The 19,244-nt window shown below is 29.1% G+C and carries 23 protein-coding genes; 8 read left to right on the forward strand and 15 right to left on the reverse strand.

Annotated features, from left to right (window positions below):
* Positions 1-10 precede the first annotated feature (10 nt).
* Genes ACKU3H_RS04615 through ACKU3H_RS04630 form a run of 4 tightly spaced genes read right to left on the reverse strand, consistent with a single transcriptional unit; the run spans position 11 to position 2,674 of the window.
* Positions 11-745, reverse strand: coding sequence for a glucosaminidase domain-containing protein (locus ACKU3H_RS04615; RefSeq protein WP_320035806.1), 735 nt, complete (start codon positions 743-745; stop codon positions 11-13).
* A 1-nt stretch (position 746) separates the two neighbouring features.
* Positions 747-1,487: a diaminopimelate epimerase gene (dapF, locus tag ACKU3H_RS04620; RefSeq protein WP_320035807.1), complete on the reverse strand. Its 741-nt coding sequence runs from the start codon at positions 1,485-1,487 to the stop codon at positions 747-749.
* On the reverse strand, positions 1,484-2,074 hold the full coding sequence (gene coaE / locus ACKU3H_RS04625; protein ID WP_320035808.1) for a dephospho-CoA kinase: 591 nt from the start codon (positions 2,072-2,074) through the stop codon (positions 1,484-1,486). The genes dapF and coaE overlap by 4 nt, the downstream gene beginning before the upstream one ends.
* A 57-nt stretch (positions 2,075-2,131) precedes the next feature.
* Positions 2,132-2,674, reverse strand: coding sequence for a spermidine synthase (locus tag ACKU3H_RS04630; protein ID WP_320035809.1), 543 nt, complete (start codon positions 2,672-2,674; stop codon positions 2,132-2,134).
* 129 nt (positions 2,675-2,803) lie between these two features.
* Between ACKU3H_RS04630 and purM the strand changes: the two genes are divergently transcribed.
* Positions 2,804-3,799, forward strand: a complete 996-nt coding sequence (gene purM, locus ACKU3H_RS04635) for a phosphoribosylformylglycinamidine cyclo-ligase (RefSeq protein ID WP_320035810.1) — start codon at positions 2,804-2,806, stop codon at positions 3,797-3,799.
* Positions 3,800-3,810: 11 nt separating this feature from the next.
* On the opposite strand, the gene ACKU3H_RS04640 is transcribed toward purM, so the two are convergent.
* From ACKU3H_RS04640 to ACKU3H_RS04665, 6 genes are all read right to left on the reverse strand, one after another.
* A complete protein-coding gene (locus tag ACKU3H_RS04640; protein WP_320035811.1) occupies positions 3,811-4,512 on the reverse strand; it encodes a pirin family protein in 702 nt (233 codons plus the stop codon).
* 3 nt (positions 4,513-4,515) lie between these two features.
* Positions 4,516-5,019: an NAD(P)H-dependent oxidoreductase gene (locus ACKU3H_RS04645; protein WP_320035812.1), complete on the reverse strand. Its 504-nt coding sequence runs from the start codon at positions 5,017-5,019 to the stop codon at positions 4,516-4,518.
* Positions 5,020-5,022: 3 nt separating this feature from the next.
* A complete protein-coding gene (locus ACKU3H_RS04650) occupies positions 5,023-5,799 on the reverse strand; it encodes a class III extradiol ring-cleavage dioxygenase (RefSeq protein WP_320035813.1) in 777 nt (258 codons plus the stop codon).
* A gap of 9 nt (positions 5,800-5,808) precedes the next feature.
* Positions 5,809-6,375, reverse strand: a complete 567-nt coding sequence (locus ACKU3H_RS04655; protein ID WP_320035814.1) for a YceI family protein — start codon at positions 6,373-6,375, stop codon at positions 5,809-5,811.
* A 53-nt stretch (positions 6,376-6,428) separates the two neighbouring features.
* A complete protein-coding gene (locus tag ACKU3H_RS04660) occupies positions 6,429-6,878 on the reverse strand; it encodes a MarR family transcriptional regulator (RefSeq protein ID WP_320035815.1) in 450 nt (149 codons plus the stop codon).
* Positions 6,879-7,092: 214 nt separating this feature from the next.
* A complete protein-coding gene (locus ACKU3H_RS04665) occupies positions 7,093-7,278 on the reverse strand; it encodes a hypothetical protein (protein WP_320035816.1) in 186 nt (61 codons plus the stop codon).
* 213 nt (positions 7,279-7,491) lie between these two features.
* Here ACKU3H_RS04665 and ACKU3H_RS04670 point away from each other — a divergent pair, with 213 nt between their 5' ends.
* From ACKU3H_RS04670 to ACKU3H_RS04695, 6 genes are all read left to right on the forward strand, one after another.
* Positions 7,492-8,601 (forward strand): alanine--glyoxylate aminotransferase family protein, encoded by a 1,110-nt coding sequence (locus tag ACKU3H_RS04670; RefSeq protein WP_320035817.1) that lies wholly within the window; start codon positions 7,492-7,494, stop codon positions 8,599-8,601.
* Positions 8,601-9,446, forward strand: a complete 846-nt coding sequence (locus ACKU3H_RS04675; protein WP_320035818.1) for an ATP phosphoribosyltransferase regulatory subunit — start codon at positions 8,601-8,603, stop codon at positions 9,444-9,446. Before ACKU3H_RS04670 ends, ACKU3H_RS04675 begins: the two co-directional genes overlap by 1 nt.
* A gap of 3 nt (positions 9,447-9,449) precedes the next feature.
* Positions 9,450-10,703 carry an adenylosuccinate synthase gene (locus tag ACKU3H_RS04680; RefSeq protein WP_320035819.1) on the forward strand — a complete coding sequence of 418 codons (1,254 nt, stop codon included), beginning with the start codon at positions 9,450-9,452 and terminating at the stop codon, positions 10,701-10,703.
* A 4-nt stretch (positions 10,704-10,707) separates the two neighbouring features.
* Positions 10,708-11,259 (forward strand): DUF507 family protein, encoded by a 552-nt coding sequence (locus ACKU3H_RS04685; protein ID WP_320035820.1) that lies wholly within the window; start codon positions 10,708-10,710, stop codon positions 11,257-11,259.
* Position 11,260: 1 nt separating this feature from the next.
* Entirely contained in the window at positions 11,261-12,385 is a 1,125-nt protein-coding gene (gene carA, locus ACKU3H_RS04690) for a glutamine-hydrolyzing carbamoyl-phosphate synthase small subunit (RefSeq protein WP_320035821.1), read from the forward strand.
* A 71-nt stretch (positions 12,386-12,456) separates the two neighbouring features.
* Complete coding sequence (locus ACKU3H_RS04695) at positions 12,457-13,332, forward strand: DMT family transporter (RefSeq protein WP_320035822.1); 876 nt, start codon at positions 12,457-12,459, stop codon at positions 13,330-13,332.
* An 18-nt stretch (positions 13,333-13,350) separates the two neighbouring features.
* Here ACKU3H_RS04695 and ACKU3H_RS04700 read toward each other — a convergent pair whose 3' ends face one another.
* Genes ACKU3H_RS04700 through ACKU3H_RS04720 form a run of 5 tightly spaced genes read right to left on the reverse strand, consistent with a single transcriptional unit; the run spans position 13,351 to position 17,645 of the window.
* Positions 13,351-13,821, reverse strand: coding sequence for a phosphatidylglycerophosphatase A (locus ACKU3H_RS04700; protein ID WP_320035823.1), 471 nt, complete (start codon positions 13,819-13,821; stop codon positions 13,351-13,353).
* Positions 13,822-14,706: a DNA-binding response regulator gene (locus tag ACKU3H_RS04705; protein WP_320035824.1), complete on the reverse strand. Its 885-nt coding sequence runs from the start codon at positions 14,704-14,706 to the stop codon at positions 13,822-13,824.
* The gene (locus tag ACKU3H_RS04710; protein ID WP_320035825.1) at positions 14,703-15,827 is read right to left on the reverse strand and encodes a bifunctional 2-C-methyl-D-erythritol 4-phosphate cytidylyltransferase/2-C-methyl-D-erythritol 2,4-cyclodiphosphate synthase; all 1,125 of its coding nucleotides are present in this window, start codon (positions 15,825-15,827) and stop codon (positions 14,703-14,705) included. Before ACKU3H_RS04710 ends, ACKU3H_RS04705 begins: the two co-directional genes overlap by 4 nt.
* 56 nt (positions 15,828-15,883) lie before the next feature.
* The gene (locus tag ACKU3H_RS04715; RefSeq protein ID WP_320035826.1) at positions 15,884-16,705 is read right to left on the reverse strand and encodes an HDOD domain-containing protein; all 822 of its coding nucleotides are present in this window, start codon (positions 16,703-16,705) and stop codon (positions 15,884-15,886) included.
* A 22-nt stretch (positions 16,706-16,727) separates the two neighbouring features.
* Complete coding sequence (locus ACKU3H_RS04720; protein WP_320035827.1) at positions 16,728-17,645, reverse strand: hypothetical protein; 918 nt, start codon at positions 17,643-17,645, stop codon at positions 16,728-16,730.
* Between the two features lie 138 nt (positions 17,646-17,783).
* On the opposite strand from ACKU3H_RS04720, the gene thiC reads away from it, so the two are divergent.
* On the forward strand, positions 17,784-19,133 hold the full coding sequence (gene thiC, locus ACKU3H_RS04725; RefSeq protein WP_320035828.1) for a phosphomethylpyrimidine synthase ThiC: 1,350 nt from the start codon (positions 17,784-17,786) through the stop codon (positions 19,131-19,133).
* Positions 19,134-19,244: the final 111 nt, after the last annotated feature.

Below are 19,244 nucleotides of genomic sequence, written 5' to 3' on the forward strand. Positions count from 1 at the left end.
TTTCCTTTTGTTAATCTAGATTTTTTATTTTTTCAAAAAATTTAATATCGTATTCTATTAATTTATTTTTTGTAATTATTGACTGTAAAATTTTTACATAGTCATGACCAATACCTGAATATTTTGTCATTGTAGCACTCAAAGATAAACCATTGATAAATATTTTACTATTTCTCATATTTTCTCTAAGTGTTCTAAAGTTTTTATATGCAGATGTACGGTTTAGGTTTAACATATATGCTGCAATTGAGTCTTCTAAAGTAGCGAAAACTCTTACTAAGTGTCGTTTTCCTTCTGGTCTATCTAAAGGTACCATTCCAATTTTAGGATTATAAGTCCAGTGACCGAATATATTATTTGCTTGTTTGAAGAATCTACTTTTCCCCCAACCACTCTCGGTAGCTGCCTGAGCTAAAGCCATAGAAGGGGGAACAATATCTATTCTTTTTATATATTTAGGATAATCAAATATATCTTGGATTTTATATCTTTTTTGTAGAAATTCTAGTTTTTCGTACTCTAAAGAGCCTTTTATTGGCAAAGGAGATTTTTCTAAAGATTTAATAAAAAGTCTATCCGCTAGTATCTTTATATTTTCAATCTCTATTCTTTTTTCAAAATATTCAAAAAAGAAATCTTTTGCTTTTTTTGAAGACATTTTATAATACTCATCTGGAAAACCAGATTGAGCATAACTTACACTAAAAAAAACAAGAACTAATAAAATTTTTGATAAAAAATTCATGTTAATCGAATGTAGCAGTAAACACTTTTTTTACTGCCCCTTTAAAAAATATTTTATTATCAACAATTGAAACTGTTAACTCTTCTTTACTTTTTGGATAAACAAGGGCTAAATCTTCCACTAGGTTTAATTGGTTTGCTCTTAAAAAACAAGCAACCATACCAGTTCCACAAGCTAAAGTTTCTCCCTCAACACCTCTTTCGTAAGTTCTTACATAGATTTTTCCATCTTCTACTTTTGCAAAGTTTACATTTGCATTGTGTTCATATCTCATTTTTGCACATAAATCATGGTTATATTGTTCTAAATCATCTACAAATGTAACTAAGTGAGGAACTCCCGTATCTATTAAATACCAAGTGAAACCCTCTTGTTCAAACTCTTCTTTTATAACTTTAGGCTCAGTCATTTGTGTTTTTACCACATTTTGTGTAACTTCAGACTCTATGATTCCTGCTTCAGTTAAAAATTTCATTTTTGAAGCTGCTAAGTTATTGTTGTATGCATAGTGTGCAACTGCTCTTGTGGCATTTCCACACATTGCGGCATCACTTCCATCACTGTTATAAAATTTCCATTTAAAATCTGCATCTTCACAAGGAAGTAGGGCAACTAAACCGTCTGCTCCAATACCTTCTGTTCTATTACATAGTCTTATGGCATCTTGTGTAAAATCTTTCTCTACAAAAGAGTGAAATATAACAAAGTCATTTCCACTTGCAGAGTATTTTGCATAGGTCATAAAATCTCCTTAATAATTCTTTCTACTTCATTTTGCAAATTTTTTAAATTTGAAGAGTTATCAATAACTAAATTAGCTAACTCTTTTTTCTTTTCTATATCCATTTGATTGGACATTTTGATTTTTGCTTCCTCTTCATCTATATTATCCCTTTGCATCAATCTTTGAACTTGCAACTCTTTTGGAGTATACACAACCAAAGATTTAGAGATTGGATATTGCATTTTCTCAAAAAACAAAGGAATATCTATAAAGTAAGGTTTCCCTTGACTTTCAAATACTCTTGATTCTTTTACAATCTCCTCTTTTATTAATGGGTGAAGAAGTGCCTCTAGTTTTAATTTGTTTTCTTCATTTGAAAATATGATTTTTCCTAGTTTTTTTCTAAGAACTTTACCGTTTTCAACATACTCATCTCCAAACATTGAAGCTATTTTCCCACTATTTTGATCAAGAAGTTTATGGGCTATTTTATCAGCATCAATTGTTAAAAAGCCATGAAGCTTTAAAAGATTACAAACTGTACTTTTTCCTGTAGCAATTCCACCTGTAAGTGCAATTGCATATTTAAATAAATCATTACTCATAGTATTTATTTTACTAAAATAATGATTTATTTTTTATTATTAAGATATTTTTAGGGATTATCTCTTAGCTATACCAGTAAGAGCTTTGTGTTGAGCAGCTGGAAATACAAATGAAGCTGAGTGTATTTCTGTAGAATAATATTCTAAATCAACTAATAAATCTGATCTTTGTAAGATTATATCAGCTGTAGGGTGATATTTTTTAGAAGCTAAAATAGCTGTATCGTGTCCAAATCTAAATGGCATAGCGATCCAGAACTGTTCCCCAACCAATTTTAAATCAGCTTTTAGTTTCTCTTCATCTTTATGATAACTTTCAGTTGCAAATGTGATGATACCATCATCTTTTAAAACTCTTTGAATATTTGCTAAAAGTAGTTCATCGATATTTACATCAGTAAAAATCACAACATCTACATCTTTTTCATTTTTTGCATTAAAAGTTGCTAAATCTATAAACTCAATATTTCCTGTATGTTTAGAAGCCTCTTTTTTTATACCTTCGTTAATTGTTCCTACTATTGAAACATTTTGTGCTTCTTTATGTGTACACAATGGCGTATGTACCATCATTTCATTAAAAGCTTGATTTTCTTTCATCTTATTCAAGTCCTTATTTTATAAAAATTTCGATATAATACCACAAATTTTTTAAATTGCAAGGATATATTAACTAAGCAATCTTAAGATGCTTTGAATATATTACTCTAATTAACAATAAGGAACGTAATGTCAACTGTAAGTTACAAAGATGCAGGTGTAGATATAGATGCTGGAAATCAGTTTGTAGAAAATATTAAACCACATGTAAAATCAACTATGATACCAGGTGTTTTAGGTGGAATTGGATCTTTCGCTGGAGCTTTTGAGCTACCAACAGGATACAAAGAACCTGTACTTCTTTCTGGAACAGACGGTGTTGGAACAAAACTAAAATTAGCAATTGATTCTAAAAAATTTGACACAGTAGGGATTGACTTAGTTGCTATGTGTACAAATGACTTGTTATGTAATTTTGGTGAGCCACTATTTTTCTTAGATTATTATGCAACTGCAAAACTTGAAGTAGATGAAGCAACAGATGTTGTAAAAGGTATTGCTGAGGGTTGTATAAGAAGTGAATGTGCATTAGTTGGTGGTGAAACTGCTGAGATGCCAGGTATGTACAAAGAGGGTGATTTCGATTTAGCTGGTTTTTGTGTAGGTATTGCAGAAAAATCTGAATTAAATAGAATTGAAAAAATTGAAAGTGGTGATGTGTTAATCGCTTTACCATCTTCAGGTGTACATTCAAATGGTTTCTCTTTAGTAAGAAAACTTCTTTTAGAAAAATTAGGTATGACTTTAGAAGATGAATTTGATGGAAAACCATTAAAAGATATACTTTTAGAGCCAACTAGAATTTATGTAAAAGAGTTCAAAGCGAATAAAGAAAATATCAATGCTTTAGCACATATTACAGGTGGAGGAATTACTGAAAACCTTCCAAGAGTATTACCTGACAATTTAAAAGCTGTAGTTGATAGAAGTAAAATTCAAGTATTACCTATTTTTGAATTTATGTCTCAATTTGTAGAAGTTGAAGAGATGTATAGAACATTTAATATGGGTGTAGGAATGGTGCTTGTTGTAAATCCAAAAAATGTTGACAGTGTATTAGCTAATACTGATGGATATGTTATTGGAGAAATAGCACAAGGTGAAAAAGGTGTTGAGTTTATTTAAACTCAAACCTTTTAACTAGCCATTTCAATAAAAAGAAAATGTGAATTTTCTAAAGCTTCAATTTTTATAGATTTCTCTTCTGTAATCTCAAGTGCATCCCCATAGTCTAAAATAATATCATTTATATTTGCTTTACCCTCAATTAATACAAAATAGATTTGTCTGTTAGTTTTTATATCATATTCTAGTTCTTTATTTTTATCAAGTTCACTAACATACATATTTATATCTTGATGTATTTTTACTTTTGCTTCACCATTTGTAGAAGATACAATATTTAATAAGTTGTTTTTTCTTTCTTCTTCTTTAAACTTATGTGAACCATAAAGTTTTGGTAAACCATTTTTGGGTGGTAAAATCCATATTTGTAAAAGTCTTAATATTTTTGAATTGTGAAGATTATGTTCACTGTGATATATACCATCTCCAGCACTTAAGTATTGAACTTCACCTCTTTTTAGTGTTTCTTCATTTCCCATAGAATCTTTATGTGTAATCTCACCATCTATAACATATGAGATAATCTCCATATTTGAATGAGGGTGAGTATTAAATCCAGAGTTTGGTTCTATTAAATCATCATTTATAACTCTTAACACACCAAAATTCATATTTTGGGGATTATAGTATTCAGCAAAAGAGAAATGAAATCTACTTCTTAACCAACCTAGGTTGGAACCTCCCATATTCTCTTTTGGTAGTTTTTTTAACATAACTTATTCTTTGATTAGACTTGAAAATTGATCTAATATTCTATTTGAGCTATCTTCTCTTAGAGGATTAGTGTATGATGTTACAATCTCTCTTGGTATTACAATTGAACCTAGTCTTGTAAATTGGGCTCTAAGTGAGTTCATTAAATCAATTCCATTACTTCCTGAGTGAGTAGCTAATTGTATTTTTTTAAAAGAAAATAAAGCTCTAAAATCATCTCCAATTCTTGATACCCAAGATATCATATTTACTAACACAGGAGGAACACCAAAGTTATATTCAGGTGAAACAAAAATATATCCTGAAGCAGTTTTCATTTTTTCACTTAAATCTAAAGCTTTTTGAGGAATACCATCATTTTGCTCTTTATTTGTATCATACATTGGTAAATCTAAGTCTACCAAGTTTATTATTTCACTATTTAAATTTTTATCATTTAATTGAGTTTGTAGCTTTTGAGCTAATTTTACATTTTCATTTAAACTTGCAACAAATATTAATATCATTATTTACCCTTTAAATATTATTGAATCCATTGATTGATTGCCATACATATATGTGTCATGTAGGCTTTCTCCTATTTTGTCTTTTGAGCTTCCAAGTGTTACATAAAATGGTAAAAAATGTTCAGGAGTAGGGTGGTTTTGTCTAAAATATTTACTTTTTGATTCTATATCAAGTAAAGTATTATAATCTGCTTCTTTTACATTTTCAACAACCCAGTCATGGAAACCTTTTGCATAATCTTTTATATGTTTACTATCTTCTACCCAATCAATATCTCTTAAGTTATGAGTCATTGCACCACTTGCAATAATTAATGTATTTTTTCTTAAACTTTGTAATGCTTCACCCAATTTAAATAATTGATACTGGTTAAAAGTATATGGCAAAGATAGCTGTATTACAGGTATATCTGCTTTGGGATACATAAATCTAAGTGGTGACCATACACCATGGTCATAACCACCTCTAGAATAATCTTTTTCTACTTCAAAACCTTCATTGTTTAGAAGGTTAATTATCTCATCTGCTTTTTGTAAATCACTATTTGCAGGATAAGTTAATCTATATAATTCTTCTGGAAAATTATAGAAGTCATAAATCAAAGAGGGTGACTCTTCGTATAAAATCTTCAAATTATTTGTCACCCAGTGAGCAGATATTACCAAGATAAATTCAGGCTTTTCATATTTAGTTGACAACTCTTTTAAAAATTCAGTTGTATTATTATTCATGATCATCAACATAGGTGAGCCGTGAGATACATATATACTTGGTAACATCGTTTTTCCTTATTTTTCTAAAATACCTTGGATTTCTAGATTAATGTTTACTTCTTCACTAACCATTACTCCACCAGCTTCAAGTGCTTTATTCCAGTTAAGACCGAAATCTTTTCTATTTACTTCACCTTCAATCTCTAAAGCAACTCTTTTATTTCCCCATGGATCTACTGCTTCACCAGTTTTTTCAATTTCAAATACAACATCTTTTGTAACACCTCTCATAGTTAATTTACCATAAGCTTTTTCACCTTCAACTTTTTCAATTTTTAAAGTTAATTTTGGGTGGTTTGCAGCATCAAAGAAATCAGCTGATTTTAAGTGACCATCTCTTTTTTCATTATCTGTGTTAATAGAATCAACTTCTGCTGTACCTGTTACTGATTTTATTGCTCCTGTTTTTTCATCATATACAAAAGAACCAGCAAATTTTTCAAAATTTCCTCTTACATTTGAGATCATAAGGTGTTTAACCTTGAATCCAACATTTGAGTGTGCAGGGTCTACGTTATAAGTTCCTGCATATAATGCACCTGCTGCGATAATTGATGCTAATCCTACTTTAATTAATTTCATTTTTTTTCCTTTTGTTTAAATTACTAGTTAGTACTATGTGATTAAAAAAAAGCTTATGCTTTATAAACTTTTCTCAACAAATTATAAAGAGTTTCAAGCTCATCTTCCTCTAAAACACCCATATAATCAAATATATTTTGTGCATGTTGAGGGAAAATTGCTTTCATTTTATCTTTACCCTTTTGAGTAATAGATAAAATACTTGCTCTTTTATCTTCAGGATTTACAACTGATGTAATCCAACCGTCTCTTTTTAAATTTTTTACCACTACAGTGATATTTCCTGGTGTACTAAGAGTTAACTTAGTAATAGAACCAATACTTAAATCACCTCTATGGTAAAGTACTTCCAAAACCTTAAATTGATTAAAAGTTAATTCATGTTCAGAAAAATATTTAAGTTCTTGAGTAAAAAATTTATTATATGTCTTTGAAACTTGTACCCAAGTTTTCATAGATATATCTGTTTTTTTACCATAACTAATTAAACTTTTTCTTTCCATCTTTAACTCCTTGGATGAAATTATAGTACTAATTAGTAGTAAATGTCAAGGGGTAAAAATAAATTTATTACTAGTTAGTACTATATTTATTTGAAAAAGTTCGATTTTTAGGTGTTTAGATAAATTTAAAAATTTTTTGAAATTTGTTTAGATGAATTAGAAATAAGGGAATATTTTAATAGCGACAGCAGAAAAATCTGCTGTCAAAGAGAAATTAAGCAGCTTTTTTTGCTATTTTTTTAGCAGCAGCTTTTGCTTTTTTAGGTTTTGTAAGTTTTAATTTAACAACTTTTTTAGTAACTTTTTTAGCAACTTTTTTTACATCTTTTTTCTTAGCAACTTTAGCAGCAGCTTTTTTAGCTATTTTAGCAACTTTTTTTTCTTTTAATTCTTTTGCCATTGGGCGTCCTTTTATAATAGTTTTTATCTATTACTTATATTCTAAAGTAATAAAATATAGAGAATTATAACAATAATTATTTATTTTGTCAAATATTATTAAAGAATCTTTATAAAAGATTGTAAATTTATACTTAACCTCTTCGTAATTTTCTTTTAGATAAAATATCACGCTTTACTGTAAATAGAGAATTTATAATTAGAGGATATGAAAATGCTTTTAACACCAGGACCAACTCCTGTACCAGAGTTTGTTAGAAAAGCTATGGCTGATGTGACTATTCACCATAGAACGCCAGAGTTTGAAAAAATATTTGAAGAAACAAGAGAACTATTATTTGAATTATATGGAATGGATGAGGTAGTAATGCTTGCATCTAGTGGTTCAGGTGCTATGGAAGCTTGTGTTACAAACTTAACTCATAAAAAAGCGCTTACAATCAATTCAGGGAAATTTGGTGACAGATTTGGAAAAATCTGTAAGGCTTTTGATATAGATTATACAGAAATAAAAAATGAATGGAACACTCCAGTTAGTGTAGAAGAAGTAGTAGAAACAATAAAAAATGATAAAGATATTGATGCAATTTTTATTCAGCTTTGTGAAAGTGCTGGAGGTTTAAGACACCCAGTTGAAGAGATGGCAAAAGCTGTTAAAGAGATTAACCCAGATATTATGATAGTTGCAGATGGAATTACAGCAATTGGTGTAGAAAAGATTGATGTAACAAATTTAGATGCGGTAATCACTGGAAGTCAAAAAGCTTTAATGCTACCACCAGGTTTAGCAATAATTGGATTATCAAATAAAGCTGTAGCAAAAATAGAAGAGAAATCAAGAGGTTTTTATTTTAATTTAGCAACAGAAATAAAAAAACAAAAAACAAATACTACAGCGTGGACTGCAGCAACTACTTTGATTATTGGATTAAAAGAGATTTTAGCTCATATCAAAGAGAATGGTGGTTTTGATAAGTTATATGCAGATACTGAAAAAAGAGCAAAAGCTACAAGAGAAGCTTTAAAAGCAATTGGATGTGAAATTTATCCAAAAACTCCTGCTAATGCAATGACAACTGTATATACTGAACATGCACCAGCAATTAGAAAAATATTAAAAACAAAGTATAATGTAAATATTGCAGGTGGACAAGACCATATTAAAACATTAATTTTTAGAATAAACCATATGGGACTTGTTGAAGATTTTGAAGCTTCATGGGTTGTAAACGCAGTTGAACTAGCAATGGATGAATTAGGTTTAAGAACTTTTGATGGTACAGCTAGCAAAGTTCTTTTAGAGAATATGTTTAAAGGTAACTAATGATATTTGAACACGAAATACCAAAAGGTAGTAGATTATATTTTGGTAAAGCCGCTAAAGCAAAAAGAGAACTTGAATATAAAATCAGTACTCTTTTAGACAATAGAGGTTTTGAAGAGATTGTTACACCAAACTTCTCTTATTCGCAACATCAATCAATTGCAAATGAAAGAAAACTAATAAAGTTTTCTGATGAGAAAAATGAGCAAGTATCATTGCGAGCTGATTCAACGCTGGATGTGGTAAGAATCATTACAAAAAGATTAGGAAGAGCAACTGACCATAAAAAATGGTTTTATGTTCAACCAATCTTTACATATCCATCATCAGAAGATTATCAAATAGGTTGTGAATGGATTTGTCATGACAATATAGTTGATATATTAAATCTAACAGGAGATATCTTAGTAGATTTAGATATTAATCCTATTTTACAACTATCAAATATCAATATTCCAAAACTTGTATCAAAAGAGTTGGATATAGATATTGAACTTTTCAAAAATGGTGAAATAGCAAAACTTTTAAGTTTAAAAGTTGATTGGTTAAATGAACTTATAAAAGTAAAAGATATAGAAGATTTAGAAAATAGTATAAAAACTGCGCCAAAAGTTATCAAGAATGAACTTGAAAAGCTGTTAAAAACAGCAAAAGAGGTTTCATATAAAAACTTAGTAATAGCTCCGTTATATCACGGAAGTTTAAAATATTATGATGATGTATATTATAGAGTAATTCAAGATAATTATGTTTTATGCAAAGGTGGAAAATATAGTTCTGAGGGGATCAGTTCTTTAGGTTTTGCACTATATACAGACAGTTTATTAAAAATTTTAGAGGATTAGGGAATGAGTAAAGCTGATTTAATTGTTGGTATTCAATGGGGAGATGAAGGAAAAGGTAAGATGGTTGACATGCTTGCCCAAAATTATGATGTAGTTTGTAGAAGCCAAGGTGGACACAATGCAGGTCACACTATCTGGGTTGATGGTGTAAGATATGCACTACATCTAATTCCTTCTGGAGTATTAAATCCAAAAGCAATAAATATTATAGGAAATGGGGTAGTTCTTTCTCCTGAAGCAATTATAAAAGAGATGGAACAATTTAATGATTTAGAAGGAAGATTATTTATTTCTGATAAAGCACATTTAAATCTACCTTATCATGCTTTAATTGACCAAGCAAAAGAGAGACTAAAAGGCGATAAAGCTATTGGTACAACTGGAAAAGGTATTGGGCCAGCATATTCTGAGAAAATAAGCAGAACAGGATTTAGAGTAGGAGAATTATTAGAACCTGCAAAATTAGCAGTTGGTATAATTGAATATTTTGAACAAAGTAAAGCAATATTTGATGTATTAGAGATTGAAACACCAAATAAAGATGAATTGGTAAAATTATTAACTTCATATAAAGAGAAGTTAGAGCCATATATTGCAAACACTACAAATATGATTTGGGATGCAATTGATAATGATAAAAAAATATTATTAGAGGGTGCGCAAGGTACACTTTTAGATATTGATCATGGTACATATCCTTATGTTACTTCTTCATCATGTGTAAGTGCTGGAGCTTGTACTGGTTTAGGGATCTCTCCAAAAGATATTGGTATTGTTACAGGTATTGTAAAAGCATATACTACAAGAGTTGGTAATGGTCCTTTTCCTTCTGAAGATTTTACAGAAGAGGGGCAAAAAATTGCTGATATTGGAAAAGAGGTTGGAGTTACAACAGGTAGAGGTAGAAGATGCGGTTGGTTTGATGCAATTGCTGTAAAACATGCTGCAAGACTTAATGGTTGTGACCAATTATCTTTAATGAAACTTGATGTATTAGATGGTTTCCCAAGAATTAAAATTTGTGTTGCATACGATGTAGATGGAAAAAGAATTGATTATATGCCATCAGACTTAGATAATGTAAAACCTATCTATGAAGAGTTTGAAGGTTGGGATAGTGTAGTTGGTTGTAGAGAATTTGATGCACTTCCAGAAAATGCGAAAAAATATATTAATAAAATAGAAGAGTTAACTGGTGTTAAAGTAGGTATAGTTTCAACATCACCAGAGAGAGAAGATACAATTATTAGAGGATAAGCCTATGAGAATGAAGTTACATCATACACCATATATTTCAAGACGAATATCAAGAGATTTGGTAAACTGCAATTTTGTTGAGATAAGAAAAACAAAAGATGAGATTACTGATGAGATAGAAAAGATTTTGGATGAGGACATCGAAAAAGAGTTTGCACTAGATGAAAAAGTTAGTGAAATATTAGAGGGTCAAGAAGATAATATAGAGTTTTATAATGCTGATTATAGACAACTTTTTTGGTTAACTAAAAAAAGGTTAGCTAATGATTTTGGTGTAATTTTAAATAACGAAGATAGATTTTCTGATATTGCACATAAAATTTTAGATTTTTTATGGGAAGAGGATTATATCCATTATACTTGTTCAGATAACCAAATAAAAAATGTAATATTCTCATCTATCGATGAATTTTTAAAAGGTTTTGAAAAAGCTGATGATGCTGTAATGGAAAAAATTAAACATTATAAAAGAAAGTTAATACCGGGAACTGAGGAATATGATATTGTATATCATAGACTATATGAAGAAGAATTAATTAAACGAGGGTTAATGTAAGATGCAAAAAGTATGGATTTATATAGAAAATGGCACTTTTTTAGAGGCTAATTCTTTTGGTGCAACAGGTACTGCTGTTGGAGAGATTGTATTTAATACTTCATTAACAGGATATCAAGAGATCATTACTGATCCAAGTTATGCTGGTCAATTTGTTACATTTACTATGCCAGAGATTGGGAATGTTGGAGTAAATAAAGATGATATGGAGAGCCAAGGTGCACACTGTAAAGGTGTATTAGTTAGAAATTATCATCATGAACATTCAAATTTTAGAGCCGAAGGTGATTTAGAATCACTTTTAAAAGAGCAAAATGTACTTGGTATTTGTAATATTGATACAAGATATTTAACTAAAATGATTAGAGATGAAGGTGCAATGATGATGATTGCATCAACAGAAATCTCTGATAAAGATGAGTTAGCTAAAGTATTAAGTGAAAGTCCAAGAATTGAAGATATCAATTATATCAAAGAGGTTACAACAAAAGAGGCTTATGTTCATAAGTTTGGAGCTTGGAACCATGATAATCTAGCCTATGATAAAGCTGTTATGAGTGATAAAAAGATTGTAGCTATTGATTTTGGTATTAAAAGAAATATCTTAAATGAATTAGTTGCATCAGGACTTGAAGTTGAAGTTATCCCAGCTTCTTTTAAAGCTGATGATTTAATAGCAAGATTTGAAGCTGGTGAGATTGGTGGAGTATTTTTATCAAATGGACCTGGTGACCCTTTAACTTTAACAGAAGAAAAAGAGCAAATTCAAAAACTAATAGATAAAGATATCCCAATGTTTGCAATTTGTTTAGGACACCAAATGTTATCAATTGCACATGGATTTGATACATATAAATTAAAATTTGGTCAACATGGTGGAAACCATCCTGTAGCTAATTCAGAAACAAAAGTTGTTGAAATCACAGCTCAAAACCATAACTATAATGTTCCTGATAATATCACTGAGATTGCAGATGTAACACATATGAATCTATTTGATAATACAATTGAGGGTGTAAAATACAAAAATAAACCAATATTTTCAGTACAACATCACCCAGAAGCAAGTCCAGGACCACACGAATCAAAATATATTTTTGGTGAATTCGCAAAAATCGTAAAATAATTCTTTAAGAAGGGTCTTCCCTTCTTACTTCTTAACTCTTTTAGTTTTAACTTTCGTACAAAAGGCAAATTATGCAAAGTAGATCTGCAGTAGCAATTTTTTTATTATTAGGCATAGTTTGGGGTAGTAATTTTATCTATATGAAATGGGCAAGTGAGTTTATTACTCCTTTACAAGTTGTTATAGTAAGAGTTTTATTTGGTTTTATACCTGTATTAATATATGCACTTTATAAAAAAGTTATAAAAATAGAGCACTTTAAATATAGTTTCCACTTTTTTATGATGTCTTTATTAGGCACAACTGTTTATTACTATTTTTTCGTAAAAGCTACTTCTTTATTGTTATCTGGAGTAACTGGAGCTTTAAGTGGCTCGATTCCTTTATTTGCTTTTCTTTTAGGAATAATATTTTTAAAAGAGGAAAAACTAGATAGAAGGATTATAGGAATATTTATTGGAATGTTAGGGGTAATATTTATATCCAAACCTTTTAATACAAATCTTTTTGAATCTAATCTTGAAGGTATTATTGATATTATATTAGGTTCTTTAATAGTAGGATCTTCTTTTGTATATGCAAAAAGATTTTTATCTCCTTTAAAAATACATTTTGCAGCTTTAACAACTTATCAACTAGGTTTTGCTTTAGTTACACTATTGTTTATAACTGATTTAAATGGCTTAACAAGTATCACAAATGATATTCATGTATTTTTAGGGTCGGTTATAGGTTTAGGTTTATTAGGTACAGGATTAGCTTTTATTTTATATTATTACTTAATAGAAAACTTAGGAGCAATTGCTGCTTCATCTGCGACATATATGCCACCAGTTGTAGCTTTGATAATAGGTTACTTTTTTATTGGTGAAGAGATTGATTTAATAGATTGTTTAGGTACTGTTTTAATTTTTGGTGGAGTTTTTTTAGTGAACAAAAAAAAGTAATTGTTCACAAGGTATTAATTATAAAACAAATTTATCTAATAAGGTATAAACAGCAGAGGCAGAGATACCACCAGCGATACCAGCAATTATATCATCACCCATTACACCCCAACCACCTTTTACGGTTTTATCTATTTTACCAATAATTGAAGGTTTCCATATATCAAATACTCTAAAGAAGATAAATGCCAATGCACCCATGATATAAAGATTTTCTTGGTTTATTCCACAAATTGATAGGGCAATCCACATACCAGCTAGTTCATCAATAACTATCTCTTTACTGTCATGTTCTCCAACTTCTTTTTCATATTTATCAATCTCTTTAATAGCAATTGCTGTGATTAAAAAAGCAAGTAAGAAAAGTGTAGTTTCATGAACATATTGAATTAGTAATAAACCTAAAATTAAAGCAACAAACGAACCAACAGTTCCTGGTGCCTTAGGACTTAGTCCACTATAAAAAAGTGTTAAAAAAAGTTTTCTCATCTATTTTTTCTTCTCTATTCCAAGTTTTTTTCTTTTTTCCCAAAGAGATTTTCTAGAGATACCAAGTTTTTTACTTAATTCTGTATCTGGATATTTTGACTGGTAAGATAATACCATCATTTTCACATAATCATTTATTGTCATAATACTGTTTGAAAGCATCAGTTCATCATCTTTGTGGAAATCAACTTTTGTATAAGGGAAATCATCTTCTGTTTCTAAAGAGACTAGAATTGCTTTTTTCTCTTCAATTATTCTAATAATACTCTCTTTTGAACTTTTTTTAAGTGCATGAAAATCTGTTAGGTAAAGTATTCCATTAAATCTTTCATTAACTTTTTTCTGCCAGTTATCACTACTTAATGAGATAAATTTCATTTGTAAGTCTAGTTTTCTCGATAATTCAAAAGCTAATTTATCTGCACTAATTTGAGAATTAGTTTCTATTAGAAGAGGAAAAGTAGTTGGTAATACTGAACCAGCTGTATCTACACTGTTAAATTGGAATTCTAGATACTCTCTTAGTGTTTGTAACTCTTTTCTAATTGATTTACACTCTCTATAATGGTAGATTTTTCTAACTAACTCATCCATTATAAATGGTTTCATAATATAATCTTTTGCACCCTCTTTAATAGGATCAGTTACTGTCTCATCTGAGATATAAGATACTAAAAGTAAAATAATAGAATCACTATATCTTCTAATTATAGTTTTACATAATGATGCAGGAAGAGACGTAGATAAAAGGATAATATCATAATCTTTTGTTAGGTTATCAATATTTGGTGACTCTACAAAATCACAGTTATGTCCATCATCAAGAAGCCTAGAAACAACTTTTTGAGCTAAATAAATCTCACTTTCTATTATTAGTATGTTCATTTTCTTTTCCAATCATAATATTTAAGTGTTGCAATACTTTGAACTGCTACACCTTCACTTCTTCCTATAAAACCAAGTTTTTCAGCAGTAGTTGCTTTTATATTTACAAATTGTTTTTCTATATTTAGATAATTTGCAATTGTTGATTTTATAGTTTGTTTGTGGGGATTAATTTTTGGCTTTTGAGCAATTATTGTTAAATCTACATTTACTATTTCATAACCTACGTTATAAATAAATTTAACAATATCACTAAGCAAAATTTTTGAATCTATATCTTTAAATTCATCACTAGTATCTGGGAAAAACTCCCCAATGTCACCAGCACCAGCAGCACCTAAAAGGGCATCAATTAATGAGTGAATTAATACATCTCCGTCACTATGAGCTTTGAATCCATAAGGAACATCAATCTCAATTCCACCTAAAAACATTTTTTTATTATCTTCAAATGGATGAATATCAAAACCAGTACCTGTAAAGAAGTTTGTAGAAGGTGAAGATAAAGATGAAATTGTATCTATATCCTCTTCAAAAGTAATTTTTTTGCTTTCAATACTTCCTTGTACATATTTAACAGTTCCACCAATATCTTTAATAGCTGAACTGTCATCTGTGAACTCTTTATTTGTATTAAGTGCTTGTTTTAAAATATCAACTTTAGAAAGTTGTGGAGTTTGTATAAGTTTTACTTCATCTCGATTTATAGTTTCATTTTTAAATACAACAGTATCGTTTACATTTAAAACTGGAACTATACAATTGGCATCATCTTTTGCAGTTATTAAGTTTTCAATAACTTTTTTTGGTATACATGCTCTTGCAACATCAGTAAACATTACATATTCACTGCTTACTTGCTCTAAAGCATTTTGCATAGATTTTTGTCTTGTTTCCCCACCCTCTACAAATGTAAATTCATCAGTAAAGTTTTTCATGTAATTTAATTCATTTTTATGGGAAGCAATAATTATTTTTTCAAAGTTGTAAAACCCTTTAAGTCTATTTGTAACAAATAGCCACAGAGGTGAATTATCAATTCTAAGCCATTGTTTTTTAGCAGTACGTTCGAATCGCGAAGAGTTACCTGCACATAAAACTACTAATGTAATACCTGACACCAAGCCCCTTTGAGTAAAAAAGTTACATATTATACTTTAATGTAACTTATGAAAGCTTAAAGATCATTTTCTAATTTAAATTTAATAGAATCAATTGATTGTAAAAGTGGTTCAGTGTCAATCCCATATTCATTGGCTTTATTTAAAGCTCTTTGTACATTTTGGTCTGAAAGTGGGTTTCTAATATCACATAAGATTTTAATTATTTCTAAAATTTTTACTTTTTCAACATAATCTTTAGGACAATGTTCTAAGTCCTCTACAAAACCAATTGTAAATATAAGATTATGACTTAGGTTCCAATGTTTAAATATATTTGCAGTAATTCTTGCACAAGAGTAACCTAAAAACTCCTTTTCAACATTAGATATATTTTTACTAATTTCAAGTCTACTTAAGAAGTCCTCTTTTTTATCACTTTCGATAATTACTTCAGAGATAACAAATTTTCCTACCTCTTGTAAAAACGCAGGAAGGATTAATTCCTCTTTTAAATCAAAACTAATTTTTGATACCCAAGTATTAACAAGTGATGAAGCTAAATTTGAAGAAAACATAAAGTCATCTGTTGAGACATTGTAAGCATTTAGATTTGTATTTACTAAGCTTTGAATAACTGTACCTAAAGCAATTGATATTGTAAAGTTAACACCTAAAAGTGATATGGCTCGGCTTGGAGTTTCCACTTCACTTACAAAACCAAACATTGCAGAGTTTGCAACTCTTAATACAGTTGTAATAATTAAAGGATCTTTTTCAATTATTTTTAGTAAGTCTAATGGCTCTTGATTAGACATTTTTCTAAATTCTTCTAGTTCTATTACACTCTTCGGTAGAGGAGGTAATGAATCAATCTTCTCAATAATAAGTTTCTTCATTTTACGTCCTATTTCAATCTAACTACTTTAATTGTGATATAATATCAATTAATTCTTTATACTCATCTGTATTTAGAGTTAATATTGATATTTTTTCATCATAATAATGCTTTTTATTATTCAAAATAAGCTTTTTTGAACTATCTTTGAATTCATCTAGCAAAAAAGTTTTAAAATTTTTTATATCTATATCTACATTAAAAAACGACAATTCACTTATATATTGAAAAATCTTTTGATAATTGGGATTTTCATTAATATCTAGCTTAGGAAAATAAAAATCTATTTTGTAAATCATTGAGAGTAATAAAAAACTTAGATTGTTTTTTACTTTCAGCAGTTCAATATTTATATTAATTTTTGAATTGTTTCCAAAATTGGTTGATTGTGAAAGTTCATATCCATCAATAATTTTTTCAGATGAATAAATATAATAATCAAATATATAATCAATATCTTTTTTATCAATATCTATATAATCAGAATGTGTAAATTTATATAAATGTTGTCCTATGATATTGTTTATAATATTTATAATCTCTCCATCAAGGGGAATGGAAAGTTTTAACATATTTTTTGATTCTTGCATAATTTGTAAAATTTGTTTTACTTGTTCTCGATTTGTATTATGTGTATATATCTTTCTGCATAAATGTGAAAATAGTTTTATAAGATGAAGATATAATGTAAATTGCATATGAAACAATTTTTTATCTATTGGAAAGGATCTTTTCATGATTGTTTCATAAAACTTAAAAATTTTTTTTATTGAAGTTATATTGTAAGTATTATTGGTAAATATTAAATAGTTACTGTCAATACTTAGTTCTACAATAAGTTTATTTAAATTTTGTTCATTTAAAGAATCATTTTTTAATAGAGTTTTTAAATCATTTTTAGATTTTATATAAATCGATTCTAACTTACTTAATGTATACATGTTGCTCCAAACAAATCTTGGTAACCATTATATAGAATTGAAACTTATATGAATTATAAAATTAAATTAATATGAAGAATTAAGTTTATATAAACTAAATTTGATATAATCAGAGAAAATTTTTATTAGGGATATTAAATGAGAGATTGGCTAAACGATCATAAAAATGATGAAGTAAGAACACAAATGTATTATGCTAAAAAAGGGATTATTACGCCTGATATGGAGTATGTGGCCAAAGTTGAAAAGCTTGATCCTGAATTAGTAAGAAGTGAAATTGCAAGAGGGAGATTAATAATCCCAGCTAATGTTAATCACAAACATTTAAATCCAATGGCTATTGGTATGGCAAGTTCTTGTAAAATTAATGCAAATATAGGTTCATCTGCTTTAGCATCGGATATTCAAGGGGAAATTGAAAAAGTAGATGTATCTTTAAAGTATGGTGCTGACACAATTATGGATTTAAGTACAGGTGGAGATTTGGATGCAATTAGAAGTGCTGTAATTGAACACTCTACAGTACCAATCGGAACAGTACCTATGTATCAAATTCTACATGATTGTAATGATAAAATTGAAGATTTAACAATTGAGAGTATGTTAGCCGTTTTAGAAAAACAAGCACAACAAGGGGTTTCATACTTTACTATTCACGCAGGTTTCCTTTTACAATTTATGCCTCATATTGCAAAAAGAAAAATGGGAATAGTTTCAAGAGGTGGTTCTTTAATGGCTGCATGGATGATGCACTACCATAAAGAAAATCCATTTTATGATGCATATGATGATATTTTAGAGATTTGTAGAAAATATGATGTATCTTTGTCTTTAGGGGATTCTTTAAGACCTGGATGTTTAGCAGATGCATCTGATGAAGCTCAATTATCTGAATTAAAAGTTTTAGGTGAATTAACACTTAGAGCTTGGGAAAAAGATGTTCAAGTTATGATTGAAGGTCCAGGACATGTTCCATTAAATCAGATTGAAAGAAATATGAAATTAGAAAGAGAATATTGTCATGAAGCACCTTTTTATATCTTAGGACCACTTACAACAGATATAGCAGCTGGATATGACCATATCTCTTCTGCTATTGGTGCAGCAGTTGGTGGATGGCATGGGGCTTCGATGCTTTGTTATGTTACACCAAAAGAACATTTAGGTTTACCAAATGCAAATGATGTAAGAGAGGGAATTATTGCATATAAAATTGCCGCTCACTCTGCTGATATTGCTAGAGGTAGAAAAGATGCAAGAGATATTGATGATGAGATGTCTGATGCAAGATATGCTTTTGATTGGAATAAACAATTTGAACTTTGTTTAGACCCTGAAAGAGCAAAAGAGTATCATGATGAAACTCTTCCTCAAGATGTGTTTAAAGAAGCAGAGTTTTGTTCAATGTGTGGACCAAAATTTTGTTCATATAAAATTACACAAAAGATTGTTGATAAGCATGGAGACGAGATAGCACAAGCTATGTAAGTGAAGTTTTTCAAGGGTTTTCCTTGAGAAACTTTTTATTTTAGTGGTAATTAAGACAAAAATTATCCTATTTAAATTATAATACGAAAAATATTACATAAGATAAGGAAA

The organism is Halarcobacter sp. (genome assembly GCF_963675975.1).
In the GTDB taxonomy this organism is placed as follows: domain Bacteria; phylum Campylobacterota; class Campylobacteria; order Campylobacterales; family Arcobacteraceae; genus Halarcobacter.

What these genes read in the sequence shown, in the direction of transcription:
- ACKU3H_RS04615 (WP_320035806.1), bottom strand. Translation starts at nt 745, where the DNA reads ATGAATTTTTTATCAAAAATTTTATTAGTTCTTGTTTTTTTTAGTGTA.
- dapF (WP_320035807.1), bottom strand. Translation starts at nt 1,487, where the DNA reads ATGACCTATGCAAAATACTCTGCAAGTGGAAATGACTTTGTTATATTT.
- coaE (WP_320035808.1), bottom strand. Translation starts at nt 2,074, where the DNA reads ATGAGTAATGATTTATTTAAATATGCAATTGCACTTACAGGTGGAATT.
- ACKU3H_RS04630 (WP_320035809.1), bottom strand. Translation starts at nt 2,674, where the DNA reads ATGAAAGAAAATCAAGCTTTTAATGAAATGATGGTACATACGCCATTG.
- purM (WP_320035810.1), top strand. Translation starts at nt 2,804, where the DNA reads ATGTCAACTGTAAGTTACAAAGATGCAGGTGTAGATATAGATGCTGGA.
- ACKU3H_RS04640 (WP_320035811.1), bottom strand. Translation starts at nt 4,512, where the DNA reads ATGTTAAAAAAACTACCAAAAGAGAATATGGGAGGTTCCAACCTAGGT.
- ACKU3H_RS04645 (WP_320035812.1), bottom strand. Translation starts at nt 5,019, where the DNA reads ATGATATTAATATTTGTTGCAAGTTTAAATGAAAATGTAAAATTAGCT.
- ACKU3H_RS04650 (WP_320035813.1), bottom strand. Translation starts at nt 5,799, where the DNA reads ATGTTACCAAGTATATATGTATCTCACGGCTCACCTATGTTGATGATC.
- ACKU3H_RS04655 (WP_320035814.1), bottom strand. Translation starts at nt 6,375, where the DNA reads ATGAAATTAATTAAAGTAGGATTAGCATCAATTATCGCAGCAGGTGCA.
- ACKU3H_RS04660 (WP_320035815.1), bottom strand. Translation starts at nt 6,878, where the DNA reads ATGGAAAGAAAAAGTTTAATTAGTTATGGTAAAAAAACAGATATATCT.
- ACKU3H_RS04665 (WP_320035816.1), bottom strand. Translation starts at nt 7,278, where the DNA reads ATGGCAAAAGAATTAAAAGAAAAAAAAGTTGCTAAAATAGCTAAAAAA.
- ACKU3H_RS04670 (WP_320035817.1), top strand. Translation starts at nt 7,492, where the DNA reads ATGCTTTTAACACCAGGACCAACTCCTGTACCAGAGTTTGTTAGAAAA.
- ACKU3H_RS04675 (WP_320035818.1), top strand. Translation starts at nt 8,601, where the DNA reads ATGATATTTGAACACGAAATACCAAAAGGTAGTAGATTATATTTTGGT.
- ACKU3H_RS04680 (WP_320035819.1), top strand. Translation starts at nt 9,450, where the DNA reads ATGAGTAAAGCTGATTTAATTGTTGGTATTCAATGGGGAGATGAAGGA.
- ACKU3H_RS04685 (WP_320035820.1), top strand. Translation starts at nt 10,708, where the DNA reads ATGAGAATGAAGTTACATCATACACCATATATTTCAAGACGAATATCA.
- carA (WP_320035821.1), top strand. Translation starts at nt 11,261, where the DNA reads ATGCAAAAAGTATGGATTTATATAGAAAATGGCACTTTTTTAGAGGCT.
- ACKU3H_RS04695 (WP_320035822.1), top strand. Translation starts at nt 12,457, where the DNA reads ATGCAAAGTAGATCTGCAGTAGCAATTTTTTTATTATTAGGCATAGTT.
- ACKU3H_RS04700 (WP_320035823.1), bottom strand. Translation starts at nt 13,821, where the DNA reads ATGAGAAAACTTTTTTTAACACTTTTTTATAGTGGACTAAGTCCTAAG.
- ACKU3H_RS04705 (WP_320035824.1), bottom strand. Translation starts at nt 14,706, where the DNA reads ATGAACATACTAATAATAGAAAGTGAGATTTATTTAGCTCAAAAAGTT.
- ACKU3H_RS04715 (WP_320035826.1), bottom strand. Translation starts at nt 16,705, where the DNA reads ATGAAGAAACTTATTATTGAGAAGATTGATTCATTACCTCCTCTACCG.
- ACKU3H_RS04720 (WP_320035827.1), bottom strand. Translation starts at nt 17,645, where the DNA reads ATGTATACATTAAGTAAGTTAGAATCGATTTATATAAAATCTAAAAAT.
- thiC (WP_320035828.1), top strand. Translation starts at nt 17,784, where the DNA reads ATGAGAGATTGGCTAAACGATCATAAAAATGATGAAGTAAGAACACAA.